This is a genomic window from Halorubrum aidingense JCM 13560, assembly GCF_000336995.1.
GTDB classification, from domain to species: domain Archaea; phylum Halobacteriota; class Halobacteria; order Halobacteriales; family Haloferacaceae; genus Halorubrum; species Halorubrum aidingense.
The window spans coordinates 453,345-476,844 of record NZ_AOJI01000017.1; the positions used below are offsets into that span (position 1 = coordinate 453,345).

Here is a 23,500-nt window from a genome sequence, read left to right on the forward strand (position 1 = left end):
TGGTGTGTAACCGGTTCACCCGCACCTATTTTACATACGACCGTCACCACCCACTCATGCAAGCAGTCGTACTCGCCGCGGGCAAGGGCACGCGCCTCCGGCCGCTCACCGACGACAAGCCGAAGGTCCTCGTCGAGGTCAACGGCACACCCCTCATCGAGGACGTTTTCAACAACCTGATCGACTCGGGCGCGACGGAGCTGATCGTCGTCGTCGGCTACAAGGCCGAACAGATCATCGATCGCTACGGGGACGAGTACGACGGTATCCCGATCACCTACACGCACCAGCGCGAGCAGCTCGGCCTCGCACACGCCATCCTCCAGGCCGAGCCCCACGTCGACGGCGACTTCATGCTCATGCTCGGCGACAACGTCTTCCGCGGGAATCTCGGCGACGTCGCCAGTCGCCAGAAAGAGGACCGCGCCGACGCTGCATTCCTCGTCGAGGAGGTCCCCTACGAGGAGGCCTCCCGCTACGGCGTCTTGGACACCAACGAGTACGGCGAGATCACCGAGGTCGTCGAGAAGCCCGACGACCCGCCGAGCAACCTCGTGATGACCGGGTTCTACACGTTTACGCCCGCCATCTTTCACGCGTGTCACCTCGTCCAGCCCTCGGATCGTGGCGAGTACGAACTCCCCGACGCGATCGATCTGCTCATCCAGTCCGGGCGCACCATCGACGCGATCCGGCTCGACGGATGGCGGATCGACGTGGGATTCCCCGAGGACCGCGATCGCGCCGAGGAGCGGCTCGACGAACTGGCCGACGCCGACGAAAACGCGGAGGCGGAAGCAGATGACGACGCTGGCGAAGCGGTCATCGACGGGTAGAGTCAGACCACGGCGGGGGGTGATTACGGAGATGGATCGACCTACATCCTAACTACGAGAAACCGAAGCGATAATGCTCTCTCTCAAGCGACACACGTCCATGCAGAACCAGCGCGTCCTCGTCACGGGCGGGGCCGGGTTCATCGGCTCGACCCTCGCGAACCGCCTCGCCGCGAACAACGACGTGATCGCCGTCGACGACACCTACCTCGGGACGCCCGAGAACCTCGACGACGACGTGGCGTTCGTGGAGGCCTCGGTGCTCGACGACGACTTCCCCGCCGACGTCGACGTCCTCTTCCACCTCGCCGCGCTCTCCTCGCGGAACATGCACGAGAGCGATCCCCAGCGCGGCTGCCGCGTCAACGTCGAGGGGTTCGTCAACGCCGTCGAGCGCGCCCGCGAGGAGGGCTGTGAGACCGTCGTCTACGCCTCCACCTCCTCCATCTACGGGAGCCGCACCGAGCCCTCGCCCGTGGACATGGCCGTCGAGGCGCGCACCGCCTACGAGGCCTCCAAGCTCGCCCGCGAGCGCTACGCCGAGTACTACGCCAACCACCACGACATGGCGATGGCCGGGCTCCGTTTCTTCTCCGTCTACCAGGGCTTCGGCGGCAACGAGAAGCACAAAGGCGAGTACGCGAACACGGTCGCACAGTTCGCGGACGCGATCGCCCATGGCGAGACCCCCGAGCTGTTCGGCGACGGCACCCAGACGCGCGACTTCACCCACGTCAGTGACGTGGCCCGCGCCTGCGAGCTCGCGGCCGATCACGAGCTGACCGGCGTTTACAACGTCGGCACCGAGGAGGCCTACTCGTTCAACGAGATGATCGACATGATCAACGACGCGCTCGGCACCGATATCGCCCCGGCGTACATCGAGTGCCCCTTCGACGGCTACGTCCACGACACGATGGCCGACGCCTCGGCCTTCCGCGCCGCGACCGGTTGGGAACCCGAGATCGGCTTCGAGGAAGGCGTCGAGCTGGTGTGTCAACCGTACCGCGACGAGTGATTTGACAGCGGTCGACCTCGAAGATCAGGAGTCCGACGACAAACTGTCGTCGATAGTTGAGTGTCAGAGTGTTGTCGTCGGATCGCTGACGAGCAACACATCCCTCGTTTCGTCTGTTCTTTCAGGTGATACTGACTACGGTTGCTCCTCGATCGACTCGTGCGTTTCCAAGATAATTCCGGGCTCCAACACGAGCCCATATCGCTAGGGGTATCGATATCACGTGAGCAGACGTTCGGTTGCGTGTGGTGGCTTTGCTCGTTCACCCCACTGCGTCGAGTGTTATCATTCTGTCTCGAACACCAATTGCCCTCGAGAGGCCCCATCGTGTCGAGTGTTCCCGGTCTCTCGGACCCCGTTTTCACACTGGTCTATCCCCCGAGTCACCCCACTATGTCGAGTGTTCCCGGTCTCTCGGACCCCGTTTTCACACTGGTCTGTCCCCTGAGTCACCCCACTATGTCGAGTGTTCCTCGAGCGTGCGGGCTACCTCCCGGGGGAACGCGACGCCCTCAAAATCTCTTACCACGCCGATAACGTTCGAGAGAGACGTTGAACTCGTACTCGTAGTACTGGCCGCCGGCACGTCCCTCGTTCCGCGCATGTCTTTCGAGAATTCCGAGCATCGCGAGATCGGCGAAAACACGGACGGGGGAGCTCGTGGGTCGGGGTTCGCGGCCAAATATTTCAATCCTTCTCGGCCTCTCCAAGGAAAACACTCGACGCGGTGGGGTGGGAGGGTGAGGTGTGGTGAGGGACGAACAACTGGTCGGTAGCAGATCGCACGTGTGTACCCAACTGGAAACCGACAATCACCATCGTTTCCTGGACACCGCGCGGAACGGGAACAATTCGCCTTCGAGCCAAGCCCCTACGAGTCAACGGTTGCCTCGTCTACGTCCGATCGCTTTCTTCGATCTCGGTCGCGCTCTCCTCATCGAGTCTCTCCTCGCCATGATCACAGCCCTCGGGGGAGCTCACGTCGATCTGCTGGGTGACATTTACTCGAGATCCCGATCACAAGCTCTCGAGACCGCCAGCGGTCCAGTTAGACGGCGTCGACAAGCGACACCGCGGTCACGGGCTTGCCATTGACGCGCAGTTCGCGCAGTTGCTCGGTACCGACGCAGCGCATCTCACCATCGACGGCTTCGCGCTCGACGAGGAGCGCTTGCCAGGGCGCGTTCGGGGTGCGCTGGAAGTCGTGCTCGCGACGGACGCCGTCGGCGCCGTGGATGCCGACATCATCGATCTCGCGGGATTCGTCGTTCTCGTTGGCTATCCGTCGCCCGAAGCGTAGCACCAGTACGGAAAAATGGTACCAACGATCGGGGATATCGATTCGTACCTCCGGCGCCCGCAGTGGCCCGTATTCGGGTGAACAGACAGACGAAACGTACTCTCTCTCACCTCGTGATCGAGCAAGGATCGAGAACCGCCACACCAATAGCGCTCAACAATCCCCGTCGTGTTCTGGAGGCGTAGCGAGCACGCCACTGCTGCAAGTGAACACGCTGCCGCGCCGGCTTCACTTGCAGCAGTGGTGTGTGGGTCCCCCCGAGACGACCGAGCCCGACGATCCGGGAAGCCACCTCGTTGAGATCCCCGACGGCGCCGGCTGTACGGAGATCTGGGACCACTTCTCGGACGAGTGCGACCAAGAAGAATCCGCGTGACGCAACAGCGACGCAGCTCGAACATCGAGTCAGCCGAAAACCGAGACAGCCGGACTGCGAGCGCCGATCGGCTGTACCATCTCAAGCAGATCGGTCACACAGCAATTACGCAACCGTCCACCGACACCATCAGCGAACCGGCACGAGGCCGGTTTCGCCTACATGTAGCCGAGGTCGCGCAGCCGCTCCATCAGGTCCTCTTTGTCTTGCGCGCGACCGGCGCGCTCGGTCGTGTCCTCGAGGTCCTGGAGCCACGCGGGCTCCTCGGTCGTCTTTTCGGTACTGACCTCGCTGCCGAGCGATCGGAAGCCGGCGAAGTACTTCGGCGAGATCGGTACGTCGTCTTGCTCGACGCCCTCCGGGAGGTCGTCGTCGGACTGCGGGACGTACCCCTCGTCGGGGAACGCCTCGACGCTGTCGGGCACGACGAACTGCCAGAACGCGTCCCACACGTCGCGCTCGGCGAACTGCAGGATGGGCTGGATGCGGTCGTGCGGCGGGAACAGGTCGGGGTCGTGTCGCGGCGAGAAGAACGTCTCGTCGGCGCGCGCCTCCTGTTCGTCCCACCGGACGCCCGAGATGACGCCGTCGATGTCGTACGCCTCTAAGGCGTTGTTGAGCGCGACCGTCTTCAGCAGGTGGTTGCCGACGTACGTGTCGAGCAGGAACGGGAAGGTGTCCTCCTCGTACTCGAGGATGTCGCGGACGTGGTGCTGGTTCTGCTCGTTCAGCGCCGAGATCGGGATGTCGTCGCCCGGCTCCAGCCCGTGTTCCTCGACGTACGCGCCAACGTCCTCGTTGCGCGCGTACACGAGGTCGATGTCCCACTCGTCGGCCCAGCGCTCGACGAAATCCGTGATGTCGTCGAAGTGCTGGAAGTGGTCGATGAAGACGGCGGTCGGCTTCTCGTAGCCGAACTGTTCGGCCACCTGGTTGATGAAGTACAGCGTCAGCGTGGAGTCTTTGCCGCCGGTCCACATGACGGCGGGGTTCTCGTACTGTTCGAGGCCCTGGCGGGTTACCTCGATCGCTTTCTCGATTTTGTGCTGGAGCGACGGATAGTCGGAGGGGTCCTCGCCCTCGCCGTCGGTGTAGTCGACGTCGACGCTCGCCGGGAAATCCTCACTCATGTGGCAAATATGTCACCGCGAAGGCCTAAATGCCTTCGGGTGTGGTCCGTGTTAAACCGTCTCAACGGCCCCGAGACTCGGGTTCTGCCCCGATCATCGTCAACGCGCCCACTCGACCCGTCGCCAAACAAAAACAAAATAAACATTTCGAACAGAAAGAATATGGCGCCTCGCCCGGACGTCTCACGCATGGGATTATTTGATCGGTTACGCGGCGACGACGACGAGCGCGTCGTCTTCCTCGGCATCGACGGCGTACCGTACGACCTCGTCCAAGACCACCCCGACGTCTTCGAGAACCTGACGGCGATCGCCGAGACCGGGTCTTCCGGCCGGCTGGAAAGCATCGTGCCCCCCGAGTCGAGCGCGTGTTGGCCGAGCCTCACCACCGGCCGCAACCCGGGCGCGACCGGCGTCTACGGCTTCCAGGACCGCGAGATCGACTCCTACGAGACGTACGTGCCGATGGGCAGCCACGTGAAGGCGACCCGCCTGTGGGACCGCGTCACCGACGACGGCCGCGACGCGACCGTGCTCAACGTCCCCGTGACGTTCCCGCCGTCGACGCGGATCCAGCGGCAGGTGTCCGGGTTCCTCTCGCCGTCGATCGAGCAGGCGTCGAGCGACGCCGAAGTCCAGCGGGTCCTCGAAGACCGCGACTACCGGATCGACGTGAACGCCAAGCTGGGTCACGACGACGACAAGACCGAGTTCATCGAGAACGCGCACGCGACCCTCGACGCCCGGTACGACGTGTTCAGCCACTACCTCGACGCCGACGACTGGGACCTCTTTTTCGGCGTCTTCATGAGCACCGATCGGGTGAACCACTTCCTGTTCGGCGACTACGCGAACGACGGCGAGTACAAGGACGACTTCCTCGAGTTCTACCGCGCCCTCGACGAGTACATCGGCGAGATCCGCGACTCGCTCGACGAGGACACCACCTTGATCGTCGCCTCCGACCACGGGTTCACCGAACTGGAGTGGGAGGTGAACTGCAACCAGTGGCTCGCCGACGAGGGCTGGCTCTCCTACGACGACGAGGATCACGACTCGCTGGCGGACATCGACGACGACACGCGGGCGTACTCGCTCATCCCCGGCCGCTTTTACATTAACCTCGAGGGCCGCGAGCCCGAGGGCGTCGTTTCCGAGTCGGAGTACGAGGCCGTCCGCGAGGAGCTCGCCGCCGACCTCGAATCGCTCACCGGTCCCGACGGCCGACAGGTGTGCAAGCGGGTCGTCAAAGGCGAGACCGTCTTCGACGGCGACCACGACGAGATCGCGCCCGACCTCGTCGTCATCCCGGCGGACGGCTTCGACCTGAAGGCCGGCTTCGGCGGGAAGAAGGCCGTCTTCACCGAGGGCCCCCGCAACGGGATGCACAAGTTCGAGAACTCACTGCTGTACGCCACCGACCCCGACCTCGACGTCGAGGGCTCGAACCTCTTCGACGTGACCCCGACGATCCTCGACCTGATGGACGTCGAGCGCGACGCCGACTTCGACGGCGAAAGTCTCCTAGACGCCTAATTGCAGACGCGCACCGACGTTCATCGTCGGCGCAGCTACCGATTATCACCGCCGCCGCATCTCCCGAGGATCACCGCCACCGCACAGTCCGACTTCACCGACGCCGTATCAAACGACCTTCACCACCGCCGTACCGCTCCGAGTAGCGACCACCGCTCGCCCGGCGTCGCGTGGAGACCGTACAGTTCGTCGTCGTCGACGACGACTAAGCGGTCGGCGACCGCGAACAGATCGTCGACAGTGACGTCGGCGGGAAGCGGCGCAGTCCACCGATCCGCTCCGTCGGCGCCGACGGCGATGATCGACTGTCCTCGCGCCCGAGAGCTGACCGCGTAGATCCCGTCGGCGTCGACCGCGAATCCCCGGTTGACGGGCACGCCGGACCGTTCCCACGCGATTTCCCCGGCGGTGACGTCGACCGCCCGAACCGTTCCGGACCGGGTGAGGTAGACGCGGCTCGCGGTGTCGCCGCCGTCCCCTTCGACGACCGGTGGCGGGTCGGCCGGCGTCGGCACCTCCAACGTGAACTGCCGATCGAGGTCGCGGTCGTACCCGGTCACCGACGACCCCCGACCGGCGTTGCCGAGGACGACCGTCCCGTCGACGACGACCAGCCAGTCGACCCCGTCGGAGATCGGGCGTTCAGCCCGTCTCTCCCCGCTCGGACCGAACCGAACGACGACGGAGGGGACGTCTTCGGACCCGGCGTCGGATTCGGTGCCTTCGACCACGACCCAGACGTCCTCGCCGTCGACGGCGACGCGATCCGCGTCGGCACCGAGTCCGACGTCGTCGAGTTCGGCCCACGCCTCCGTGACCTCGAACGCGCGCTCGCCCGTTTCGGCGTCGAGAACGACGAAATCCGTCGCTCCGATGACGGCGACGAGCCGATCGCTCGCGCGGACGCCATCTATTTCCGGTGGCCCCTCTGACTCTCCCGACTCGCCGTCGTCCGCCGATTCTCCCGACTCGCTATCGTCCGCCGATTCTCCCGACTCGCTATCGTCCGCCGATTCCCCCGACTCGCTATCGTCCGCCGATTCCCCCGACTCGCCGTCGTCTGCCGTGATCTCGTCTACCCGCCACCGGATCTCGTCGCCCACGGTCGCGTCGGACTCTCCCCCGTCAGTGGTGGTCCGCGCCTCGTTCGGGTCGATCTCCGCCGCGTCGCGGTCGATCGCGGTGACTCGACCTCTCTCGACGGGAACGAACACTGACCCCTCGGTGACGGCCGGCGGGGCGACCGCCTGCCGCTCGGTCTCCACGTCGAGGAGCGTGGTCCCGTCGCGGTCGACCGCAGTCACGGTCGCGTTCTCGACCTCTTGCCACGTCTCAGACTCGAAATCGAACGTCCGGCCCGACTGGTTCCGGACCGCGAACAGTCGGTCGTCGGTGGTCGTGAACCGCGGCGTCCCGGTCCTCAGGAGTCCGCCGCTTCCGAGCGACTCCTCCCACGCCAAGTCACCGCCGCCGGGTCGGTAGCCGCAGCCGGCGAGACCGCCGACGAGGCCGGTCGCCGCGCCGGCGAGGAGCCGGCGCCGCGAGACCTTCGGGCGTCCGGTCTCTCTCACGCCGTCTCACCCGCCAGTTCGCGGAGCCGCGCGATCCGGTCGCGGGTCGGCGGGTGCGTCTCCGGGAACACGTCCGTGCTCACGAGTTCCTCGTCGCCGAACGCGCGGCTCTCCAAGGGCGCGATGTACAGCGCCTCCGCGCCCCCGTCGAACTCGCGGAGGTCCCGCTCCGGCACCTCCGGCATCGACTCGTCGAGCGTCTCCAGCGCGCTCGCCAGCGCCGCCGGCGAGCCGGTGATCTCCGCGGCCGCGCGATCGGCGGCGTACTCGCGGTACCGCGAGAGCACGCGGTGGATCAGGACGCTCCCGGCCCAGAACATGGCCGAGACGGTGAGCGTGAGGAGCGCGCTGACGGAGATCACGACGACCCCGACCGCGAGCGCTCGCCCGTCGCGGTCGCCGCCCGATCCGCCGCCGAACCTGAGCAGCTGAACCAGCCCGTACAGGACGTAGAAGGCGAGGACGGCGAGGAGGTAGGTGATCGTCGGGAGCACCCACGCGACGGTCATGAGGCTCGCATCGCGGTTTTTCAGATGCGCGAGCTCGTGGGCGAGCACGGCGTCGCGCTCGTCCTCGTCCAGGCGCTCCAAGAGCGCGGTCGTGACCACGACGGCGCCGTCACCCGGCGTCCCGACGGCGAACGCGTTCGGGAGCTGCGTCCGCGCCACCGCGACGTCGGGCTTCGGCACGTCGGCCTGTGCGGCCAGCCGCGTCACCGCGGCGTGGAGTTCGGGATACTCGTCGGGTGACACGCGCCGTCCTCCGACCGACCGCAGGACGGCGTTCGGTCCGTACCGGTACTGGACGGCGAGCCCGCCGAGCACGACGACCGCGAGCAGGACCGGATCGACGTACACCTCCCCGGTGTAGGGGCGCTCGGCCGCCCACTCCAACAGCGGGAGCCCGACGGTGTTGATCAGGAACACGAACGTGTAGACGAACGCGAACGGGAGCAGCACGACCAGTCCGGTGGCGATCAGCATGCGCGCGCGGAGCCGTTGGTCCGGAGCGAGTCGAGCAGAGCGAAGCCAAGATCGGAAGGGGGCGGGGATGGAGGGCGACATTGCGTGGTTGGTTTCGGGGTTTGGTGGCTGTGAGTATAACTATCGGCTCGTGGTCGGGTCGTCGTCAGCGCCGGTCGACCGCCCGCTCGGGTCGGATCGACTCGTAGAACGCGACCGAGTACGTCGCGTAGAACGCGCCGAACACACCGGTCAGCAGGACGTAGCCGATCGCGCCGACGGCGGCGACTGCGATCGAGGGCTCGAACGGAAGTGCCCCGGCGATCGGGCTCCCCGAGGGCTGAGGGGCGACGGCGAACGACGCCATCGCTCCGAGCACACCGGCAAGTAGGCCGCCGATCAAAAGCAGCAGCGAGTAGCCGAGCACGCTGAGGACGTTCGCACGGACGACGCCCACGCTCCGGCGGAACCCGGCGACGAGTTCCAGGTCGTCCAAGACGATCGCGTGGGCGTAAAACTGGACGGCGAACGTGAGGAGAAGGTACGCGAGCGCGATCCCGATCCCGAGGACGGCGACGACGGCGAGCGTGGTCAAATCACCCGGAATCGCGGCGGCACCGGGGGCCGCACCGCCGGATCCGCCATCGCCCGAGGCCGCGCCGAGGGAGGTCCCGAGAACTGCCGCGAAGATGCCGAAGAAGGCGATGAGCCCGAAGACGAGCTGTATCGCCAACAGCACGAAGTACGCCAACAGCAGCGAGACGTAGTTCGCCTTTCCCTCGGCGACGAGCGTAGAGAGGCTCGTCTTCCCGTGGATCGCCTCGCTGGCCATCCCGAGGATTCCCCCTTGGAAAAACGGGAGTGCGAGGAGCAATAGCCCCACCGTGGCGAGCGATATCGCTCCCGCGAGCAACGGCTGCGTCGGCGGGACGAGCAGATTCGGAAGCTGCGTGAGACCGTACAGCGCCGTCACGACGATCAGGATCGGGTTGCGAGCGACGCCGCTGGCTGCGGGCCGGAGGGCTTGGAGGGCTGCCATAGCTGTACCTTCCCATCAGGTTACATAAATTCGCGGGATATGGTTTCGACCCCGCACCGGCCGAACCGCTCGCCCCTGCCCTCACCAGGTGAGCCCCTCGTACACGAGCCCCTCGCGCCGCTCGACGATCCGCCGGCCGTCGATCACGACCGGCTCGGCCATCGCGTCGAAGGCGTCGTCGAGCGCGGCGAACTCGTCCCAGTCGGTGACGACGAGCGCCGCCGTTGCGCCGTCGAGCGCCGCCGCCGCTGACTCCGCGTACTCGACGTCCGGGAAGCGCTCGCGCGTGTTCGCCGTCGCGACGGGGTCGTAGCCGACAACTTCGGCGCCGCGCGCCTGCAGCCCCTCGATGATCGGGATCGCTCGGGAGTTGCGGATGTCGTCGGTGCCGGGTTTAAAAGCGAGCCCGAGCACCGCGACGCGCTCGCCCGCGGCGTCGACGTGGTCGTCGAGCAGTTCGAGCATGCGCTCCGGCTGGCCGTCGTTGACCGCGACCGCCGCGTCGAGGAGCGCGGGCTCGTAGCCGGCCTCGCGGGCCGCCGCCCTGATTGCATCCACATCTTTCGGAAAACACGACCCGCCCCATCCGACCCCCGAGCGCAGGAACTGCGCGCTGATCCGGTCGTCGAGGCCGACCGCATCCATCACCTCGTAGGCGTCGAGCCCGAATCGCTTGCAGACGTTTCCGAGGTCGTTCGCGAGCGAAATCTTCGACGCGAGGAACGCGTTGTTCGCGTACTTGATCATCACGGCGGTCTCGGGGTCGGTCCGGACGACCGGGACCTCGGCGTCAGTCGCGGCGAGCAGCGGCTCGTAGAGGGTTTCCAACCGCTCGGTGGCCCAGTCGGAGTCGGTGCCGAACACGAGCTTGTCCGGGTGCTGGAAGTCGTCGACGGCGGTCCCCTCGCGGAGGAACTCCGGGTTCGTCGCGAGTTCGACACGGTCGGCCGCGTCGCCGGCGCCCGCGGCCAGCGCCTCGCGGATCTCGCCGACGGCCGGGGGCGTGATCGTGCTCTTGACGACGACGAGGTGGCGGTCGTCACCGTCGGCGTTCGCGGTGGTAGCTCCCGCTTCCGCCAGCGCCTCGCCCGTCATCTCGGCGGCCGCGGTGAGCGGCCCGAGATCGATGCTCCCGTCCTCGCGCGAAGGGGTGCCGATCGCGAGGAACGTCACGTCGGCGTCGGGGATGCCGTCGTACTCGGTCGTCGCGCGGAGGCGCTCGCCCGCGTGCTCGGCCAGCAGGTCGTCGAGGCCCGGTTCGTGGATCGCCGCGTGGCCGTCGTTCAGGGCCGCGACCACGCCCGGGTCGATGTCGACGGCGGTGACGTCGTGGCCCGCGTCCGCAAGGCAGGCCGCGAGGGTCGTTCCGACGTACCCGCTGCCGACGACGGTGACTCGCATATCGGAGCAAGCGCTTCCCGACTCAAAGAGTGTTATGCGTCGGTCGTTCGCTCGCGGAGGCACCGCAGTCGGGTCGCGCCGCAGGGGCACCGCAGTCGGGTCGCCGCCACGCGCGGCCCAGATCATACTTATCCGTGCGCGACCGACTCGTCGTCATGTCAAAGCGGCCGCCGCGCGGGAGCGACCGAGACGGGGAGGCGAGCGACTCGCCGTCGACCGCGGGCGCCGGCGGGCGAGACTGGGTCCTGGTGGTCGGGCTGCTCGCGGTGCCGATGGCGATCGTCCCCGTCGACGGGGATCTCACGATAGTGAGCCTCTGGGGGTTCTTCAACACGGCCGCGCCCGACGCTGGTGCCGGCATCGGCGGATACCCCGTCTGGGCGTACTTTCTCGATCAGCCGCGGGCGTTCGGGTCGCTCCCGCCGTCGATACGCGCGTGGCCGCTCGCGATCGGCTTTCACCTCCTCGCGGTCGCGAGCGCGGTCGGCGGCGTCGTGCTCGGTCGGGAGGACCGACGCGTCACCGGCGGGCTGCTCGCGCTGGCCGCGGCCGCGAGCCTGTGGGTCTCGGTCGGACTCGCGACGCGACTCGGCGTCGGGACCACCACGGGCTGGCTCGCCGTGATTCCCGTCGGTGCGCTGGCGACGCTGGCGGTCGTCGCCGCGGCGTACCGAGCGGATCTGCGCGGGATCGTCGAGCGGTGAAACGGCCCATATCGACGGTCCGGACAGCCTGTTCGGACCGGAGGGTAGAGGGAGCGGGTCGGCGGTATGAGCCGAGGATGTGAGCCGGTGCGTTCGACGACCGGGAGTCGGCCGTTTTTATATACGTCCGGGCGGAACCACGCGCCATGACCGACCTCGCCGGGGTGCTAACCGTCAGCAGCGTCGCGGGGGTTGCGACCGGACTCGGGGCGCTTCCCGTTTTCGTCCGCGCCCGCGTCACGCACCGGACCTACGACGCCGCGCTGGGGCTCGCGGCCGGGCTGATGGTCGCCGCCAGCGTCTTCGGGCTCATCCTGCCCGGCATGGAGGAAGGAACGCTGACCGCCGTGATGACGGGGCTGCTCGTCGGCGGCCTCGCGCTGCTGGGCGGTAACTACGCGATCCCGCACCTCCACGCGCAGTACCGCGAGTGGCTCCCGGACGGCGGGGCGACGGGCGCGGACGTCGCGTCGATGGGGGATCCCGCGGATTCCGCGGATCCCACAGACCCCACGGATCCCGTCGCGATGGCCGCCGCGAGCGCCGACGCCGAGACGGGGGACACTCACGGAAACAGCGCCGATACCGACGGCGGAGACGCGACGCCGCCCACGTCGCTCGGCGACCCGACCGCATCCATCGACGAGCCGGAGTCGGCGCTCCGGAAGGCGCTGCTCATCGGCGGAGCGATCACCCTCCACAACGCTCCCGAGGGGTTGGCGATCGGTGTCGCCTTCGCGTCGGGGTTAGAGGAGGTCGCGCTGCTGCTCGCGGTCGTGATCGGCCTCCAGAACGTCCCCGACGGCTTCGCGTTCGCCGTGCCGATGGCGGAGACCGGCATGTCGAACCTGCGGGTGCTCTGGTACACCACGCTCTCGGGCGTCGTGCCGCAGGTCGTCGCGTCCGTCTTCGGCTTCTCGCTCGTCTCGATCGCCGCCGGACTGTTCCCGATCGCGTCCGGTTTCGCCGCCGGCGCGATGCTCGCGGTCGTCTTCCGCGAGCTGATCCCCTCCTCGCACGGACACGGGCACGCGGACGCGGCGACGCTCGCGTTCCTGTTCGGGTTCGTGCTGCTGGTCGTCGTCGACGAACTCGTCGTGGTGTGAGTCGCACAGAACCGCAACGGCTTTTCAACCCGGCACGTCCTGCGTCCGGACATGTCTACGACCGTGTCGACGCCCGATGCCGACGAGACGTGCGCCTACTGCGGCTCGCGGATCTTCGAGCACGACCCGATCTGCGTGCGCGACTGCGAGGAGAGCTGCGGCTCGCCCGCGTACTTCTGTAACTACGCCTGCCTCGCGGCGCACGTCGACGAGGAGAACCTCACCGCGGGGAACGCTTGCGAGTGGTCGCCGGAGGAGTGAGGAGACGGACCGGACGGCCCTCGGCCGCTACTGGTTGTCCGGACTGCTCGGGTGATAGTCGGTGTCGTACTGCCCCGGGCTGTTGTCGACGCGGTCGGGGTTGATCCGACCGGCGAGCAGCATGAAGTCGAGGACGGTGCAGTACAGCATCGCCTCGACGACGGGGACGGCCCGCGGCGGCAGGACGGGGTCGTGCCGGCCGACGACCTGCACGTCCTTCTCCTCGCCCGTCTCCCAGTCGGCGGAGCGCTGCTTCTTCGGGATCGAGGTGGGCGCGTGCCACGTCGCCTCGCCGTAGATCGGCTCGCCGGTCGTGATCCCGCCCTGAAGCCCGCCGTGGTCGTTGCCGACGGGCACCGGGTCGCCCTCCTCGCTCTCGACGTGGTCGAACGACTCGCCGTCGTCGAACGTCCAGTCCTCGTTGCGCTCGCTGCCGGTCACGTCGCTCGCGTCTCTGCCGAGCCCGTACTCGACGCCCGTCGTCGCCGGGATGGCGAACAATGCCTGCCCGAGTCGGGCGGGGAAGCTGTCGAACCGCGGCGCGCCGAGCCCGCGTGGGACGCCCCGGCACTCGAAGTAGATGGACCCGCCGATGGAGTCGCCCTGCTCTTGGTACTCCTCGATGAGCGTCTGCATCTCCGCGGCCGTGTCGGGGTCGGCACACCGCACGTCATTCTCCTCGCTGTTCGCGAGCAGCTGTTCGAAGCTCACGTCGTCGGCCTCGACGTCGCCGATGCGGTTGACGTGCGCTTTGATCTCGACGTCGTAGTCGGAGGCGTCGAGCACCTGCTCGGCGACGGCGCCGGCGGCGACCCAGTTCACCGTCTCGCGCGCCGAGGAGCGCCCGCCGCCGCCCCAGTTGCGCGTGCCGAACTTCGCGGAGTAGGTGTAGTCGCCGTGAGAGGGTCGGGGCGCGGTGACGTACGGCTCGTACTTCCCCGATCGCGCGTCCTTGTTCTGGATCACCATGCCGATGGGCGTGCCGGTGGTGTACCCGTCCTGCACGCCGGAGTTGACGACGACTTCGTCGGGCTCGCCCCGAGAGGTCGTGATCATCGACTGCCCCGGCTTGCGCCGGTCGAGCTGCGCTTGGATAGCGTCCTCGTCGAGTTCGACACCGGCGGGCACGCCGGAGACCGTCACGCCCATCGCGTCGCCGTGGCTCTCGCCGTAGGTCGTCAGCTGGAAGAGCCGACCGAACCGGTTCCCGTTCATACGCGTCCGTGTGGCCGAGGATATATAGTGGTTGCAATCCGCGCAAACGGCCACCTCGACGGCGGCCACTCCGCCGCCGCGACCGGTGGTAGTTTATAAACGGACCGCGATAGTGGAGTCGTGCGCGAACGCCTCACCTCCGATCTCGGCGTGTACGCCCTCTCGGGACTGTTCTCGCTCGTCGTGTTCGTCGCCGCGCTGGCGATCCTCTCGACGACGCTTCCGGACGGGCTCGGTGATCGCCAACTCGCCGGGCTCGTCGTCGGGTACCTGCTGTTCGTCGGGGTCTACGCGATCGCGTGGTTCATCTACACCGAGATCGACAGCCGCGAGGAGATCTGAACGCGCGTCGCTTCTCGACCGTCGCGGTTCCGGCTGACGACCGCGACGGTTCCGGCTGGCGAACGGTTTTCACGTCCCCGCGAGACGGGCCCGTATGTCGTGGGACACGATCAGACTCGACGTCGACGCCGAGAGCGACGTCGCGACGCTCACCGTCGACCGCCCCGAACAGCTCAACGCGCTCACCGTCGACACGCTCGAAGCGATCGAGGAGGCCCTGTCCGAAGCGGAGGCGGCGGGCGCCCGCGCGCTCGTGCTGGCCGGCGCGGGAGACGACGCGTTCGTCGCGGGCGCGGACATCTCCTACATGGTCGAGCTGTCGACGCCGGAGGCGCAGGCGTACGCCGAACTGGGCCATCGCGTCGCGGACGCGATCGAGTCGTTCCCGGCCCCGACGGTCGCCGCGATCGACGGGTACGCGTTCGGCGGCGGCTGCGAACTGGCGCTGGCCTGTGACCTCCGGGTCGCCGCCGAGGGCGCCGTGCTCGGCCAGACCGAAATCGACCTCGGCATCATCCCGGGGTGGGGCGGGACCCAGCGGCTCTCCCGACTCGTCGGCGACGAGACCGCGAAGCGGCTCGTCTTCCTCGGCGAGCGGATCGACGCGACGGAGGCCGCCGAGATCGGGTTCGTCGGCGAGGTGGTCGCCGACGACGCGTTCGACGACCGGATCGAGGAGTTGGCGGGGGAGCTGGCCGCGAAGCCGGCGTACGCGACTCGCGCAGCCAAGGAGGCGCTGAACGCGGTCCACGACGGCACCCAACGCGGCGGGCTCGCGTTGGAGCGCCGCGCGTGGTCCGGCCTCTTCGGCACGCACGACCAGCGCGAGGGGATGACGGCGTTCCTCGAAAAGCGCGAGCCCGACTTCGAGTAGCCGACGGTCGGTCGGCGTCGAACCGTCGCGCTCCGTGCCACCGGGGTCCACGGTGCCGTCCAATCGCCACGCTTTATTAATGCGCCCGAGTACCGGCGACATGGACCAGTTGCGGCAGTCGCTCCTCGACGCGCCGATCATCGAGAAAGGCGAGTACCAGTACTTCGTCCACCCGATCAGCGACGGCGTTCCCATGCTCAAACCGGAGCTCCTCCGGGAGATCGTCATCCGGATCATCCGGAAGGCGGAGCTGGAGAACGTCGACAAGATCGTCACGCCCGCGGCGATGGGTATCCACATCTCCACCGCGCTCTCGCTGATGACGGACATCCCGCTCGTCGTCATCCGCAAGCGGCAGTACGGCCTCGACGGCGAGGTGCCGCTGTTCCAGGAGACGGGCTACTCGGAGTCGGAGATGTACATCAACGACGTCGAGGAGGGCGACCGCGTCCTCGTGCTCGACGACGTGCTCTCGACGGGCGGCACGATGAAGGCGATCCTCGACGCGCTCACCAACGAGGTCGGCGCGGACGTCGTCGACGTCGTCGCCGTGATCAAGAAGGCCGGCGAGAACGAACTCGACCAGACCGACTACAACGTGAAGACGCTGATCAACGTCACCGTCGAGGACGGCGAAGTCGTCATCGTCGACGCGCAGGGCGACGACTAGCGCGGTCCGACGCATCGGCTGTTTCTTTATAAACGGTGTCGCTGGCGGCTGTACCGGGCGAGTGCCTATAGCCTCGGCCGCGTCTCGCACAACTCCGCACACTGCACCCGCACAACTCCGCGCTCCTGCATCACTCAGCACCTCACGCCTCCCCAGCCTCGGCGGACGGCCCGGCGCGGGCGGAGCCGCGCCGAACCGCCGCCTCCCTCGCGGGCTCCTCGCGGCCGGTTATAAACCGGCCGCTCGGAGGCGCGCCGCCGCCGCGGCTGCGGCTATCGGGTTTATAAACCCCGCGCCCGCCCTCGTCGCTGCCGGGCGCGGGTCCCTTTTCCGTCGGGGGCCCGAATGAACGGGTACACATGAGTAGCGCGCTATTTGTCGTGAGCGAGGAGGGGTACTGGGCCGAAGAGTGCATCGAGCCGCTGACGACGCTCGAAGCGGCGGACGTCGACGTGACGATCGCGACGCCGTCGGGCTCTCCGCCGGTCGTCGACGAACGGTCGCTCGAGCCGGAGGCCGCGGGCGGGGAAGAACGGGCCGCAGAGCTCCGCGAGATCGACGAGACGCACCCGAAGCTCAACGATCCGGAGCCGATCGCGACGGTCGACGCCGACGGCTACGACGCGGTCGTGTTCCCCGGCGGCCACGGCACCGTCTGGGACGTGAATCAGGACCGACACGCCCGCCAGCTGCTGCTCGACGCCGTCGCCGGCGACGAGGGCGTCGCGCTCGTCGTCTGTCACGCGGCCGGTATTCTCGGGTTCACGCGCGAGGCCGACGGGACGCCCCTCGTCGAGAGCCGCTCGGTCACCGGCTTCCCGAACGAGTGGGAAGAGGGCATCGTCGACGAGCACGACCTGATGCCGGACGGCCGGAAGCTCCCGTACTGGGTCGAAGACGAGGTCGTCCTCGCCGGCGCCGACTGGGACGCCGAGCTCGACGCCGACACCAGCGTCACCGTCGACGGCGACCTCATCACCGCCCGCGGACCGGAGTCCTCGGCCGACGCGGCGGCGACGCTGCTGGACGATCTGTAATTCTGGCACACACACGTCAGCTATTTTTATTGTGGCTGTGAGTTTCTGCCGTGAGACTCTCGGATGTCGATCTGGAGGTTGGTGAGACATACACGTCTGACGGCCTACAGTCGGCTTTTGATCGTGGTTTGACTGGCAGAGGAATTGAGATCTGTTACGACTCGGACGATCGAAGATATCTCCGACTCTTTGCGCGCGGCGATGGCCCATACGCAGATAGCCTCAGTGGAGATGAATTCACGTACGTGGGAGAGGGTCAAAGCGGGGATCAGGAATTAAAAGCCGGTAATCGATACCTTGCGGAAGCAAAGACAGCACCGCTACCGATATTCTTCTTTTATAAACCAACCAACGCTGACGCCTGGGAGTATCGTGGTCCGGTTGAGGTTCTGGATTACGAACGGGTTCGGCGAGGTGGGCGGCGTGTGTTTGAATTTACGCTAACGTATCACACGAAGGATAGAGTGGATCAGTCTTCACATGCCTCGGACATTTCGCCACCGAGACGGGCTGAAACGACTCGATCACGGGTGATCCGCGACACGCAGATGTCCACTCAACTCAAGGAGGAATACAGGTGTGAATGCCAAGTCTGTGGGGATGTCCGTCAGCAGTCGCCAGGTGATAAGTATGCCGAGGCCCACCACATTCGGCCGCTTGGATCTCCGCACGACGGTCCGGATGCTCGTTCAAATCTTATCGTCGTGTGTCCAAACCATCACGCCGATTTTGACTACGGCATGCTCTCTGTCGACCCTGACACCGGACGGATCGCCCACGCATATGATAACGCCGTGGACGGAACAACGCTAAACACCCGGCAGGACCACGAGATTGATACAGAACATCTACGATATCATAACCACGAAATCGCTGATTTCTAGCTCTGTTACCGGATCACGAACGCCGGCTCCTCGATCCGCTCGCTTTTACACTCCGGACACCGCGACGGCTCGTTGACGGGGTCGTCGAAGCGGTCGAAGCCGCAGTCGCGGCAGGTCGGCGGCGCGACGAGGAACTCGCCGTCGCCGTCGACGGATCGTGAAACGTGCGTCAAGTGGTCGTACACGACGGGCGTCGGCAGCGACAGCGACTCCCCGAGGTCGCTCGCGGTCGCCGGCTCCTCGCGGAGCGCCTCGGCGATCCGCTGGCGGGTCGTCTCCATACGCCGAATTGGTCGAGGAGGGATAAAACGGCGACGGCGGGGGTACTTATACTCGCCCGGAGCGCCAGCTCTCGAAGAACGCGCTCGCCGGGTGGTAGTCGGGCTCGACGCCCGGCGGATCGGGCGCCGTCGGCGTCTGGTCTGCGGCCGAGAGCTTCTCGTACCAGAGCCCGGCAGGGCCGCGATAGGCGTCGACGTGCCCGACGAACCGCCGGTGTCGGTCGGCGAACCGCGCCGCCGCGTCCTCGTCGCCGCGATCACGCGCGCGCTCCGCGAGCGCCGCCGCCGCGCCGATCCCCTCCGCGAGCGTCCAGCCGTAGCGGTCGCCGACGATGGGCTCGCCGTCGGCCTCGACCGTGTACGCGAACCCGCCGTCGGTCCAGCCGAGGTCGACCGCGGCGTCGAACAGTTCGACGGCGCGACCGTACCAGCCGTCCCCTCCGAAATCGCCGTCTTCGCCCGTCAGCGCCGCGGGGACCGCGGCGTCGTACCGGTCGAGCAGCGCGCAGAACTTCGCCCACTCGACGTGGTGGCCCGGCTGGTACCCCGGCGGGCGGAACTGGTGTCGCGGCTCGTCGGCGTTGTACGCGAAGTCGTGGTCCCAGTCGGCGGTGTAGTGCTCCCACAGCAACCCGTCCGTCGCCGACGCGAGGTCGACCGTGATCCGTGCGGCGATCCGGTGCGCGCGGGCGAGATACTCCTCGTCCCCGGTCGCCTCGTAGGCCGCGAGGTAGGCCTCGCACGCGTGCATGTTCGCGTTCTGCCCGCGGTACGGCTCCCGCTCGCTCCAGTCCGGGTCGCAGTCGCTCCGGAGACACCCGGTCCCGTCGTGGAAGCGCTCGTCGAGGAGGTCGACGGTCGCCGCCAGCCCGTCCGCGGCGCCGTCGACGCCGGCGTCCGCGGCGCGCGCGTACGCGAGCAACACGAACGCGTGGCCGTACGCCGACCGCGTCCGATCGACCGGCTCCCCGTCGGCGTCGACGACGAGATGATACCCGTCGGTCGCCGGCGGGGAGCCCTCGCCATCATCGCCCGCACGGTGTGCCGATTCGAGGAATTCCAGCCCGTGTTCGGCGGCGTCGAGACACCAGTCGGGACCGTCGGCGATCGCCCCCGCCGCGAAGTTGGCGATCGACCGGCAGGTCGCGACGAGGTGGCGGTGCTCGCCGGTGTAGTGGTCACCGGTCTCCGGGTGAAGCAGCCGGTAGCCGCCGCCCTGCGCGTCGACCGCGTCCGGGTACTGGAGCCTGAGCGTCGACAGGAACCGCCCCCGATACGCCTCGGGATCGTGTGGGGCCATACCGCGAGGTGCTCGCCGCCGGGAAAAAACGGCGTCGCTCCCGGCGGGCGTCGCGATGGACTGCCCGAGAATGACCGCGCCGGCTCACTCCACGGCGATCCGCGAGCGGAACTCCGATCGCCCGCCCGTCGCGAGTCCGGTCGCCCTGAAGAGCGACCCCGCGCCGTCGCCCTCGACCGCTCGGTCGCCGTCGGTCAGCGCCGTCGTCAGGTACAACACGTCACACGACGGGCCGGCGAAGGTGACCGAGGAGACCTTCCGCGCCGGCAGTTCGATCTCGCCGACCGGCTGACCGGTCGGATCGTAGCGGACGGCCCGTCCGCCGTCCCAGCGCGCGGACCAGACGTGATCGTCGGCGTCGACGGTCATCCCGTCCGGCACCCCGTCCCCGGAGGGCGTCTCGACGAAGGTGCGACGGTTCGAGATCTCGCCGGTCGCGTAGTCGTAGCCGTACGCGTAGATCCGGCGCGCCTCCGACTCGGTGAGGTAGAACGTGGAGCCGTCGCCGGAAAAGCCCATTCCGTTCGGAATGTCGAATCCCTCGTCGACGACGCGGACGGAGCCGTCCGTATCGACCCGGTAGAGGTCGCCGAGCGCGTCCTCGCCCGGCATCGTCCCCGCGAATACCCGCCCTTCCGGGTCGGCGATCACGTCGTTGAACCGGGTGTCGGTGTCGACCGCCGCGACGAGCGTCGTCTCGGACTCGCCGGGAACCAGCCGTTCGATCGCGCCGTGAGTAAAGAGCAAGAGCGCGCCGTCGGCCTCGATCGTGTACCCGCCGAGCGGCTCGCCGTCCGTCTCGTAGGCGACCTCGTTCGTCCCCGACTCGGGGTCGTAGCGGTACAGCCGACCGGCGGGGATGTCCACCCAGTAGAGCCGCTTCTCAGCCGGGTGCCACAGCGGCCCCTCGCCGGTGTGTGCGGTCTCGTCCGCGACGCGTTCGGTCCGAACCATACCGATCCTCCCGAAGCTCGATACTTGAGTGTGTCTCCCGCGACGCTTCGAACCGACCACTCGAGCTCCGCCGTCGACGCGGTCGCGGTCGCACGAGCGCTCGGAGAGAATCCGCCCCCGGTTTGATATCACCGCCCGACGAACTCCGAATATGGTCGACACCGTTCTCGTCGCGATGGACGACTCGCCGCTGAGCCGCGAAGCGCTCGCGTTCGCGCTCGACACGTTCCCCGAGGCCGAGATCACCGTCGTACACGTCGCGTACCCGGAGATAGACATGCTTCCGGCCGACACGAGCGAGGTGTACGACGCCGCCCTCGACGACCTCGACGGCGTCGGCGACGAAGCCGCCCAGGCGGTGTTCGAGTCGATCCGCGAGGTCGCCGACGGTCGGGACCTCTCGGTCACGTTCCTGCTGGGGGAGACGGACCGCCGACTCGTCGAGTACACCGAGGAAGGCGGGTTCGACCACGTCGTGCTCGGCACCCACGGTCGGGAAGGCCTCTCGCGTCTGCTCCTCGGCAGCGTCTCAGAAGCGGTCGTCCGACAGACCGACGTGCCGACGACGCTCGTCAGGTAGTCGGGCCGCGAGGGACGGCCTCCGTTTGTTGCGTCCGGCTGCACCGGTCACGAGTCACCGGTATCTCCGCCAGCCACCCCACTACGTTTCCTCCGCCAGCACTCCATTACGTTTCTGCCGCTTCGGCGGCGTAGAGCCCCGGCCAGCGTGGAGGTAGTAGCGAGTGACGCACAGCGACGCGATTCCGATCGATCTGCTGCAGATTCCGTATAGCGAGATGCGATTTATGAGTCGTCGTTCGGACGGAATTTCGTCGGACAGAAAAGCACAGAATTCGCTCGACAGATCGTCGAATACCACCCGAATAGTCACATTCCTCCCGCAGCCCACCTGCAGCCCACCCACAGCCCGCCCGCAGCCCGCCTACGCCAGCAGCCGGTAGACGTTCGCCTCGTACGTCTCGCGGACCTGGTCGCCCCAGTTGTGGGTGTACGTGTCGATCACGTCGTCGGCGACGTCCCCGCGGAGGTACTTGACGACCCCGCGATCGCCCGTCCGGTCGCGGAGGTGCGTCGTGAAGAAGTGCCGGAAGTAGTGCGGGGTGACGTTCTCTGCGGCGCCGCCGCCGTCGCGGTACCACCCTTCCTCGCGGGCGTATCGTTCGACGATGTGGCGGACGGCCTCCGGATCGAGCCGGTCGCCCCACCCCTCGGCGGTCCCGACGAACAGCGGGTCCGCGGGCGAGGTGGTGTCCGGTCGTATCGCGAACCACCGTTTTAACGTCTGTGCGAGTTCGTCGTCGACCGGGATCACGGTCCCGCGCTTGCGCTTGTTCGAGGCGGTCCGCACCTCGCCGTTCAGTTCCCCGCCGACGGTCGCGTCGGGCGTCACGTACAGCGAATTCGGTCGATCCGCGAGCACGGGACGGGAACCGAGGTCGAACGCCTCGGTGAGTTCCTCGTCCGACACCGCCAGATCGCGGAGATCGAGGTTGCACAGCTCGCCGACACGCATCCCCGTTTTGAGCAGGGTCACGACCAGCGCCCGGTGAAGCGGGTGGCGAATTCCGGCGACGAACGACCGCATCGCCGGGATCGAGATATCGCGGCGAGCGGGGTCCTTGTCGACGGTCTCGTCCATCTCCTCCATCACCAGCGTCATCGGGTTCCCCTCGAAGGCGCCGACCTCGGTCATATACCCGTAAAACCGGTGGAGATACGCCGCGTACGTCGCGACGGTGCTGTCGGCCACCTCGCCGCGCAGCGAGTGGACGAACGCCATGCAGTCGCGGTGCGTGGCGGCGCCGGGCGTCGTCCCCTCGTCGAGGAACGCCTCGAACCGCCGGAGCACGCGCTCGTACGAGTCGCGAGTCCGCTCGGTCTTCCCGTGGTAGGTGAGGTCCTCGATGAAGTAGCCGACCGGGTCGTCGACGTCGGTCGGCGCCCGGGCGCTACTCATCGGTCAGGACGTACCCGCCTTTCCGTCCGTTGTATCGGACGCGGTTGCGATCCTGGAGCGAGTCGAGCGCGTCCTCCAGCTGTGCCTCGAAATCGCCGACCACCGCTTCGACGAGCTCCTCCCACGAGTGGGGTTCCTCGGCGAGGACGGTTTCGACCCGCGACGACAACCCCGTTTCGACCCCGTCACCCCCAGGGTCTGACCCCTCGGGACCGGGTTCGACGGGGTTCGCGGCGTCCGAAGTCGTAAACCCGCGTCTCCCGGCCTGTACCATCGTTCTGACGAACTCGCTTTGAGACATGCCGAGTTCGTCGGCGTGGTCCCGCCACCGATCCTTCTGCTCGGCGGGAACGTACGTTTTCACCGACCGGCGATCGTCGCTCATTGCTCGATCGACGCTTCACGAGGCGTCGACTTCAATCTATCCCACAATTCCGGATAAGGTCACTTATACCAAGATATGGCACCGTATTTTGCGCGCAGAAATATACATATCCAATATTCTAGTACTAAAATAGTCCAGATATATCCTAGAATGCTGGATAAGAATAAGCGGGCAGTGAGGGGGCCGACGGTGCTCACGAACGCCTCTCGCGATCCGGGCGGTCGTCGAGCGTCGAGCGTCGAGCGATCCCAGCGCGGTTGACTCGCGGGCGGATCGAGTCGGCGGACGTCTCGGTCGCGAACGGGTACGGGAACACGACGAACCGCGAACGGGTGTCGGC

General features: G+C 67.2%; 25 protein-coding genes and 1 pseudogene. 13 read left to right on the top strand and 13 right to left on the bottom strand.

Annotated elements, in window-relative coordinates; translation table 11 throughout:
* Positions 1-56 precede the first annotated feature (56 nt).
* Together aglF and C461_RS05360 are read left to right on the top strand one after the other, a co-directional pair.
* Positions 57-836, top strand: a complete 780-nt coding sequence (aglF, locus tag C461_RS05355; RefSeq protein ID WP_007999303.1) for a UTP--glucose-1-phosphate uridylyltransferase AglF — start codon at positions 57-59, stop codon at positions 834-836.
* A 100-nt stretch (positions 837-936) separates the two neighbouring features.
* Positions 937-1,854 carry an NAD-dependent epimerase/dehydratase family protein gene (locus C461_RS05360; RefSeq protein WP_007999304.1) on the top strand — a complete coding sequence of 306 codons (918 nt, stop codon included), beginning with the start codon at positions 937-939 and terminating at the stop codon, positions 1,852-1,854.
* 457 nt (positions 1,855-2,311) lie between these two features.
* Here the strand turns inward: C461_RS05360 and C461_RS16280 are convergent.
* Positions 2,312-2,492: pseudogene (locus C461_RS16280) on the bottom strand (cell division control protein Cdc6); the annotation flags it as partial.
* 410 nt (positions 2,493-2,902) lie between these two features.
* Positions 2,903-3,157: a hypothetical protein gene (locus tag C461_RS05365; RefSeq protein ID WP_007999305.1), complete on the bottom strand. Its 255-nt coding sequence runs from the start codon at positions 3,155-3,157 to the stop codon at positions 2,903-2,905.
* 244 nt (positions 3,158-3,401) lie between these two features.
* Between C461_RS05365 and C461_RS16165 the strand changes: the two genes are divergently transcribed.
* Positions 3,402-3,530 (top strand): hypothetical protein, encoded by a 129-nt coding sequence (locus tag C461_RS16165; RefSeq protein ID WP_275039108.1) that lies wholly within the window; start codon positions 3,402-3,404, stop codon positions 3,528-3,530.
* Positions 3,531-3,688: 158 nt separating this feature from the next.
* On the opposite strand, the gene C461_RS05370 is transcribed toward C461_RS16165, so the two are convergent.
* Complete coding sequence (locus C461_RS05370) at positions 3,689-4,660, bottom strand: phosphoadenosine phosphosulfate reductase family protein (protein WP_007999306.1); 972 nt, start codon at positions 4,658-4,660, stop codon at positions 3,689-3,691.
* 189 nt (positions 4,661-4,849) lie between these two features.
* On the opposite strand from C461_RS05370, the gene C461_RS05375 reads away from it, so the two are divergent.
* Entirely contained in the window at positions 4,850-6,196 is a 1,347-nt protein-coding gene (locus C461_RS05375; RefSeq protein WP_007999307.1) for an alkaline phosphatase family protein, read from the top strand.
* A 119-nt stretch (positions 6,197-6,315) separates the two neighbouring features.
* Here the strand turns inward: C461_RS05375 and C461_RS05380 are convergent, their stop codons facing one another.
* The 4 genes from C461_RS05380 to aglM form a co-directional block, all read right to left on the bottom strand.
* Positions 6,316-7,767 (bottom strand): outer membrane protein assembly factor BamB family protein, encoded by a 1,452-nt coding sequence (locus C461_RS05380; protein ID WP_007999308.1) that lies wholly within the window; start codon positions 7,765-7,767, stop codon positions 6,316-6,318.
* On the bottom strand, positions 7,764-8,831 hold the full coding sequence (locus tag C461_RS05385) for a M48 family metalloprotease (protein WP_049906327.1): 1,068 nt from the start codon (positions 8,829-8,831) through the stop codon (positions 7,764-7,766). The genes C461_RS05380 and C461_RS05385 overlap by 4 nt, the downstream gene beginning before the upstream one ends.
* Before the next feature lie 64 nt (positions 8,832-8,895).
* Positions 8,896-9,768 carry a DUF7847 domain-containing protein gene (locus tag C461_RS05390; RefSeq protein ID WP_007999310.1) on the bottom strand — a complete coding sequence of 291 codons (873 nt, stop codon included), beginning with the start codon at positions 9,766-9,768 and terminating at the stop codon, positions 8,896-8,898.
* An 81-nt stretch (positions 9,769-9,849) separates the two neighbouring features.
* On the bottom strand, positions 9,850-11,169 hold the full coding sequence (gene aglM, locus C461_RS05395; RefSeq protein ID WP_007999312.1) for a UDP-glucose 6-dehydrogenase AglM: 1,320 nt from the start codon (positions 11,167-11,169) through the stop codon (positions 9,850-9,852).
* 155 nt (positions 11,170-11,324) lie between these two features.
* Here aglM and C461_RS05400 point away from each other — a divergent pair, with 155 nt between their 5' ends.
* From C461_RS05400 to C461_RS05410, 3 genes are all read left to right on the top strand, one after another.
* A complete protein-coding gene (locus C461_RS05400; RefSeq protein WP_049906362.1) occupies positions 11,325-11,873 on the top strand; it encodes a TIGR04206 family protein in 549 nt (182 codons plus the stop codon).
* Between the two features lie 146 nt (positions 11,874-12,019).
* Positions 12,020-12,979: a ZIP family metal transporter gene (locus C461_RS05405; protein WP_007999316.1), complete on the top strand. Its 960-nt coding sequence runs from the start codon at positions 12,020-12,022 to the stop codon at positions 12,977-12,979.
* A gap of 51 nt (positions 12,980-13,030) precedes the next feature.
* Entirely contained in the window at positions 13,031-13,240 is a 210-nt protein-coding gene (locus C461_RS05410) for a hypothetical protein (RefSeq protein ID WP_007999318.1), read from the top strand.
* Positions 13,241-13,267: 27 nt separating this feature from the next.
* On the opposite strand, the gene aroC is transcribed toward C461_RS05410, so the two are convergent.
* On the bottom strand, positions 13,268-14,455 hold the full coding sequence (gene aroC / locus C461_RS05415) for a chorismate synthase (protein WP_007999319.1): 1,188 nt from the start codon (positions 14,453-14,455) through the stop codon (positions 13,268-13,270).
* Positions 14,456-14,575: 120 nt separating this feature from the next.
* Between aroC and C461_RS05420 the strand changes: the two genes are divergently transcribed.
* From C461_RS05420 to C461_RS16055, 5 genes are all read left to right on the top strand, one after another.
* Complete coding sequence (locus C461_RS05420; RefSeq protein ID WP_007999321.1) at positions 14,576-14,797, top strand: hypothetical protein; 222 nt, start codon at positions 14,576-14,578, stop codon at positions 14,795-14,797.
* Positions 14,798-14,891: 94 nt separating this feature from the next.
* Positions 14,892-15,671, top strand: a complete 780-nt coding sequence (locus C461_RS05425) for an enoyl-CoA hydratase/isomerase family protein (RefSeq protein WP_007999323.1) — start codon at positions 14,892-14,894, stop codon at positions 15,669-15,671.
* Between the two features lie 100 nt (positions 15,672-15,771).
* Positions 15,772-16,341 carry a hypoxanthine/guanine phosphoribosyltransferase gene (hpt, locus tag C461_RS05430; protein ID WP_007999325.1) on the top strand — a complete coding sequence of 190 codons (570 nt, stop codon included), beginning with the start codon at positions 15,772-15,774 and terminating at the stop codon, positions 16,339-16,341.
* A gap of 359 nt (positions 16,342-16,700) precedes the next feature.
* The gene (locus C461_RS05435; protein ID WP_007999327.1) at positions 16,701-17,378 is read left to right on the top strand and encodes a type 1 glutamine amidotransferase domain-containing protein; all 678 of its coding nucleotides are present in this window, start codon (positions 16,701-16,703) and stop codon (positions 17,376-17,378) included.
* A 548-nt stretch (positions 17,379-17,926) separates the two neighbouring features.
* Positions 17,927-18,262: an HNH endonuclease gene (locus C461_RS16055; protein ID WP_239639092.1), complete on the top strand. Its 336-nt coding sequence runs from the start codon at positions 17,927-17,929 to the stop codon at positions 18,260-18,262.
* 5 nt (positions 18,263-18,267) lie between these two features.
* Here the strand turns inward: C461_RS16055 and C461_RS05440 are convergent, their stop codons facing one another.
* The 3 genes from C461_RS05440 to C461_RS05450 all read right to left on the bottom strand — a co-directional run bounded on the left by C461_RS05440 (position 18,268) and on the right by C461_RS05450 (position 20,797).
* Entirely contained in the window at positions 18,268-18,543 is a 276-nt protein-coding gene (locus C461_RS05440; protein WP_007999329.1) for a transcriptional regulator, read from the bottom strand.
* 46 nt (positions 18,544-18,589) lie between these two features.
* A complete protein-coding gene (locus C461_RS05445) occupies positions 18,590-19,843 on the bottom strand; it encodes an AGE family epimerase/isomerase (protein WP_007999330.1) in 1,254 nt (417 codons plus the stop codon).
* A gap of 84 nt (positions 19,844-19,927) precedes the next feature.
* A complete protein-coding gene (locus C461_RS05450; RefSeq protein ID WP_007999331.1) occupies positions 19,928-20,797 on the bottom strand; it encodes an SMP-30/gluconolactonase/LRE family protein in 870 nt (289 codons plus the stop codon).
* Positions 20,798-20,948: 151 nt separating this feature from the next.
* Here C461_RS05450 and C461_RS05455 point away from each other — a divergent pair, with 151 nt between their 5' ends.
* Entirely contained in the window at positions 20,949-21,377 is a 429-nt protein-coding gene (locus tag C461_RS05455; RefSeq protein ID WP_007999332.1) for a universal stress protein, read from the top strand.
* A gap of 363 nt (positions 21,378-21,740) precedes the next feature.
* Here C461_RS05455 and C461_RS05460 read toward each other — a convergent pair whose 3' ends face one another.
* Both C461_RS05460 and C461_RS05465 read right to left on the bottom strand, forming a co-directional pair.
* Positions 21,741-22,775: a tyrosine-type recombinase/integrase gene (locus tag C461_RS05460; RefSeq protein WP_007999333.1), complete on the bottom strand. Its 1,035-nt coding sequence runs from the start codon at positions 22,773-22,775 to the stop codon at positions 21,741-21,743.
* Positions 22,768-23,160, bottom strand: a complete 393-nt coding sequence (locus C461_RS05465; RefSeq protein WP_007999335.1) for a DUF5805 domain-containing protein — start codon at positions 23,158-23,160, stop codon at positions 22,768-22,770. Before C461_RS05465 ends, C461_RS05460 begins: the two co-directional genes overlap by 8 nt.
* Positions 23,161-23,500 lie beyond the last annotated feature (340 nt).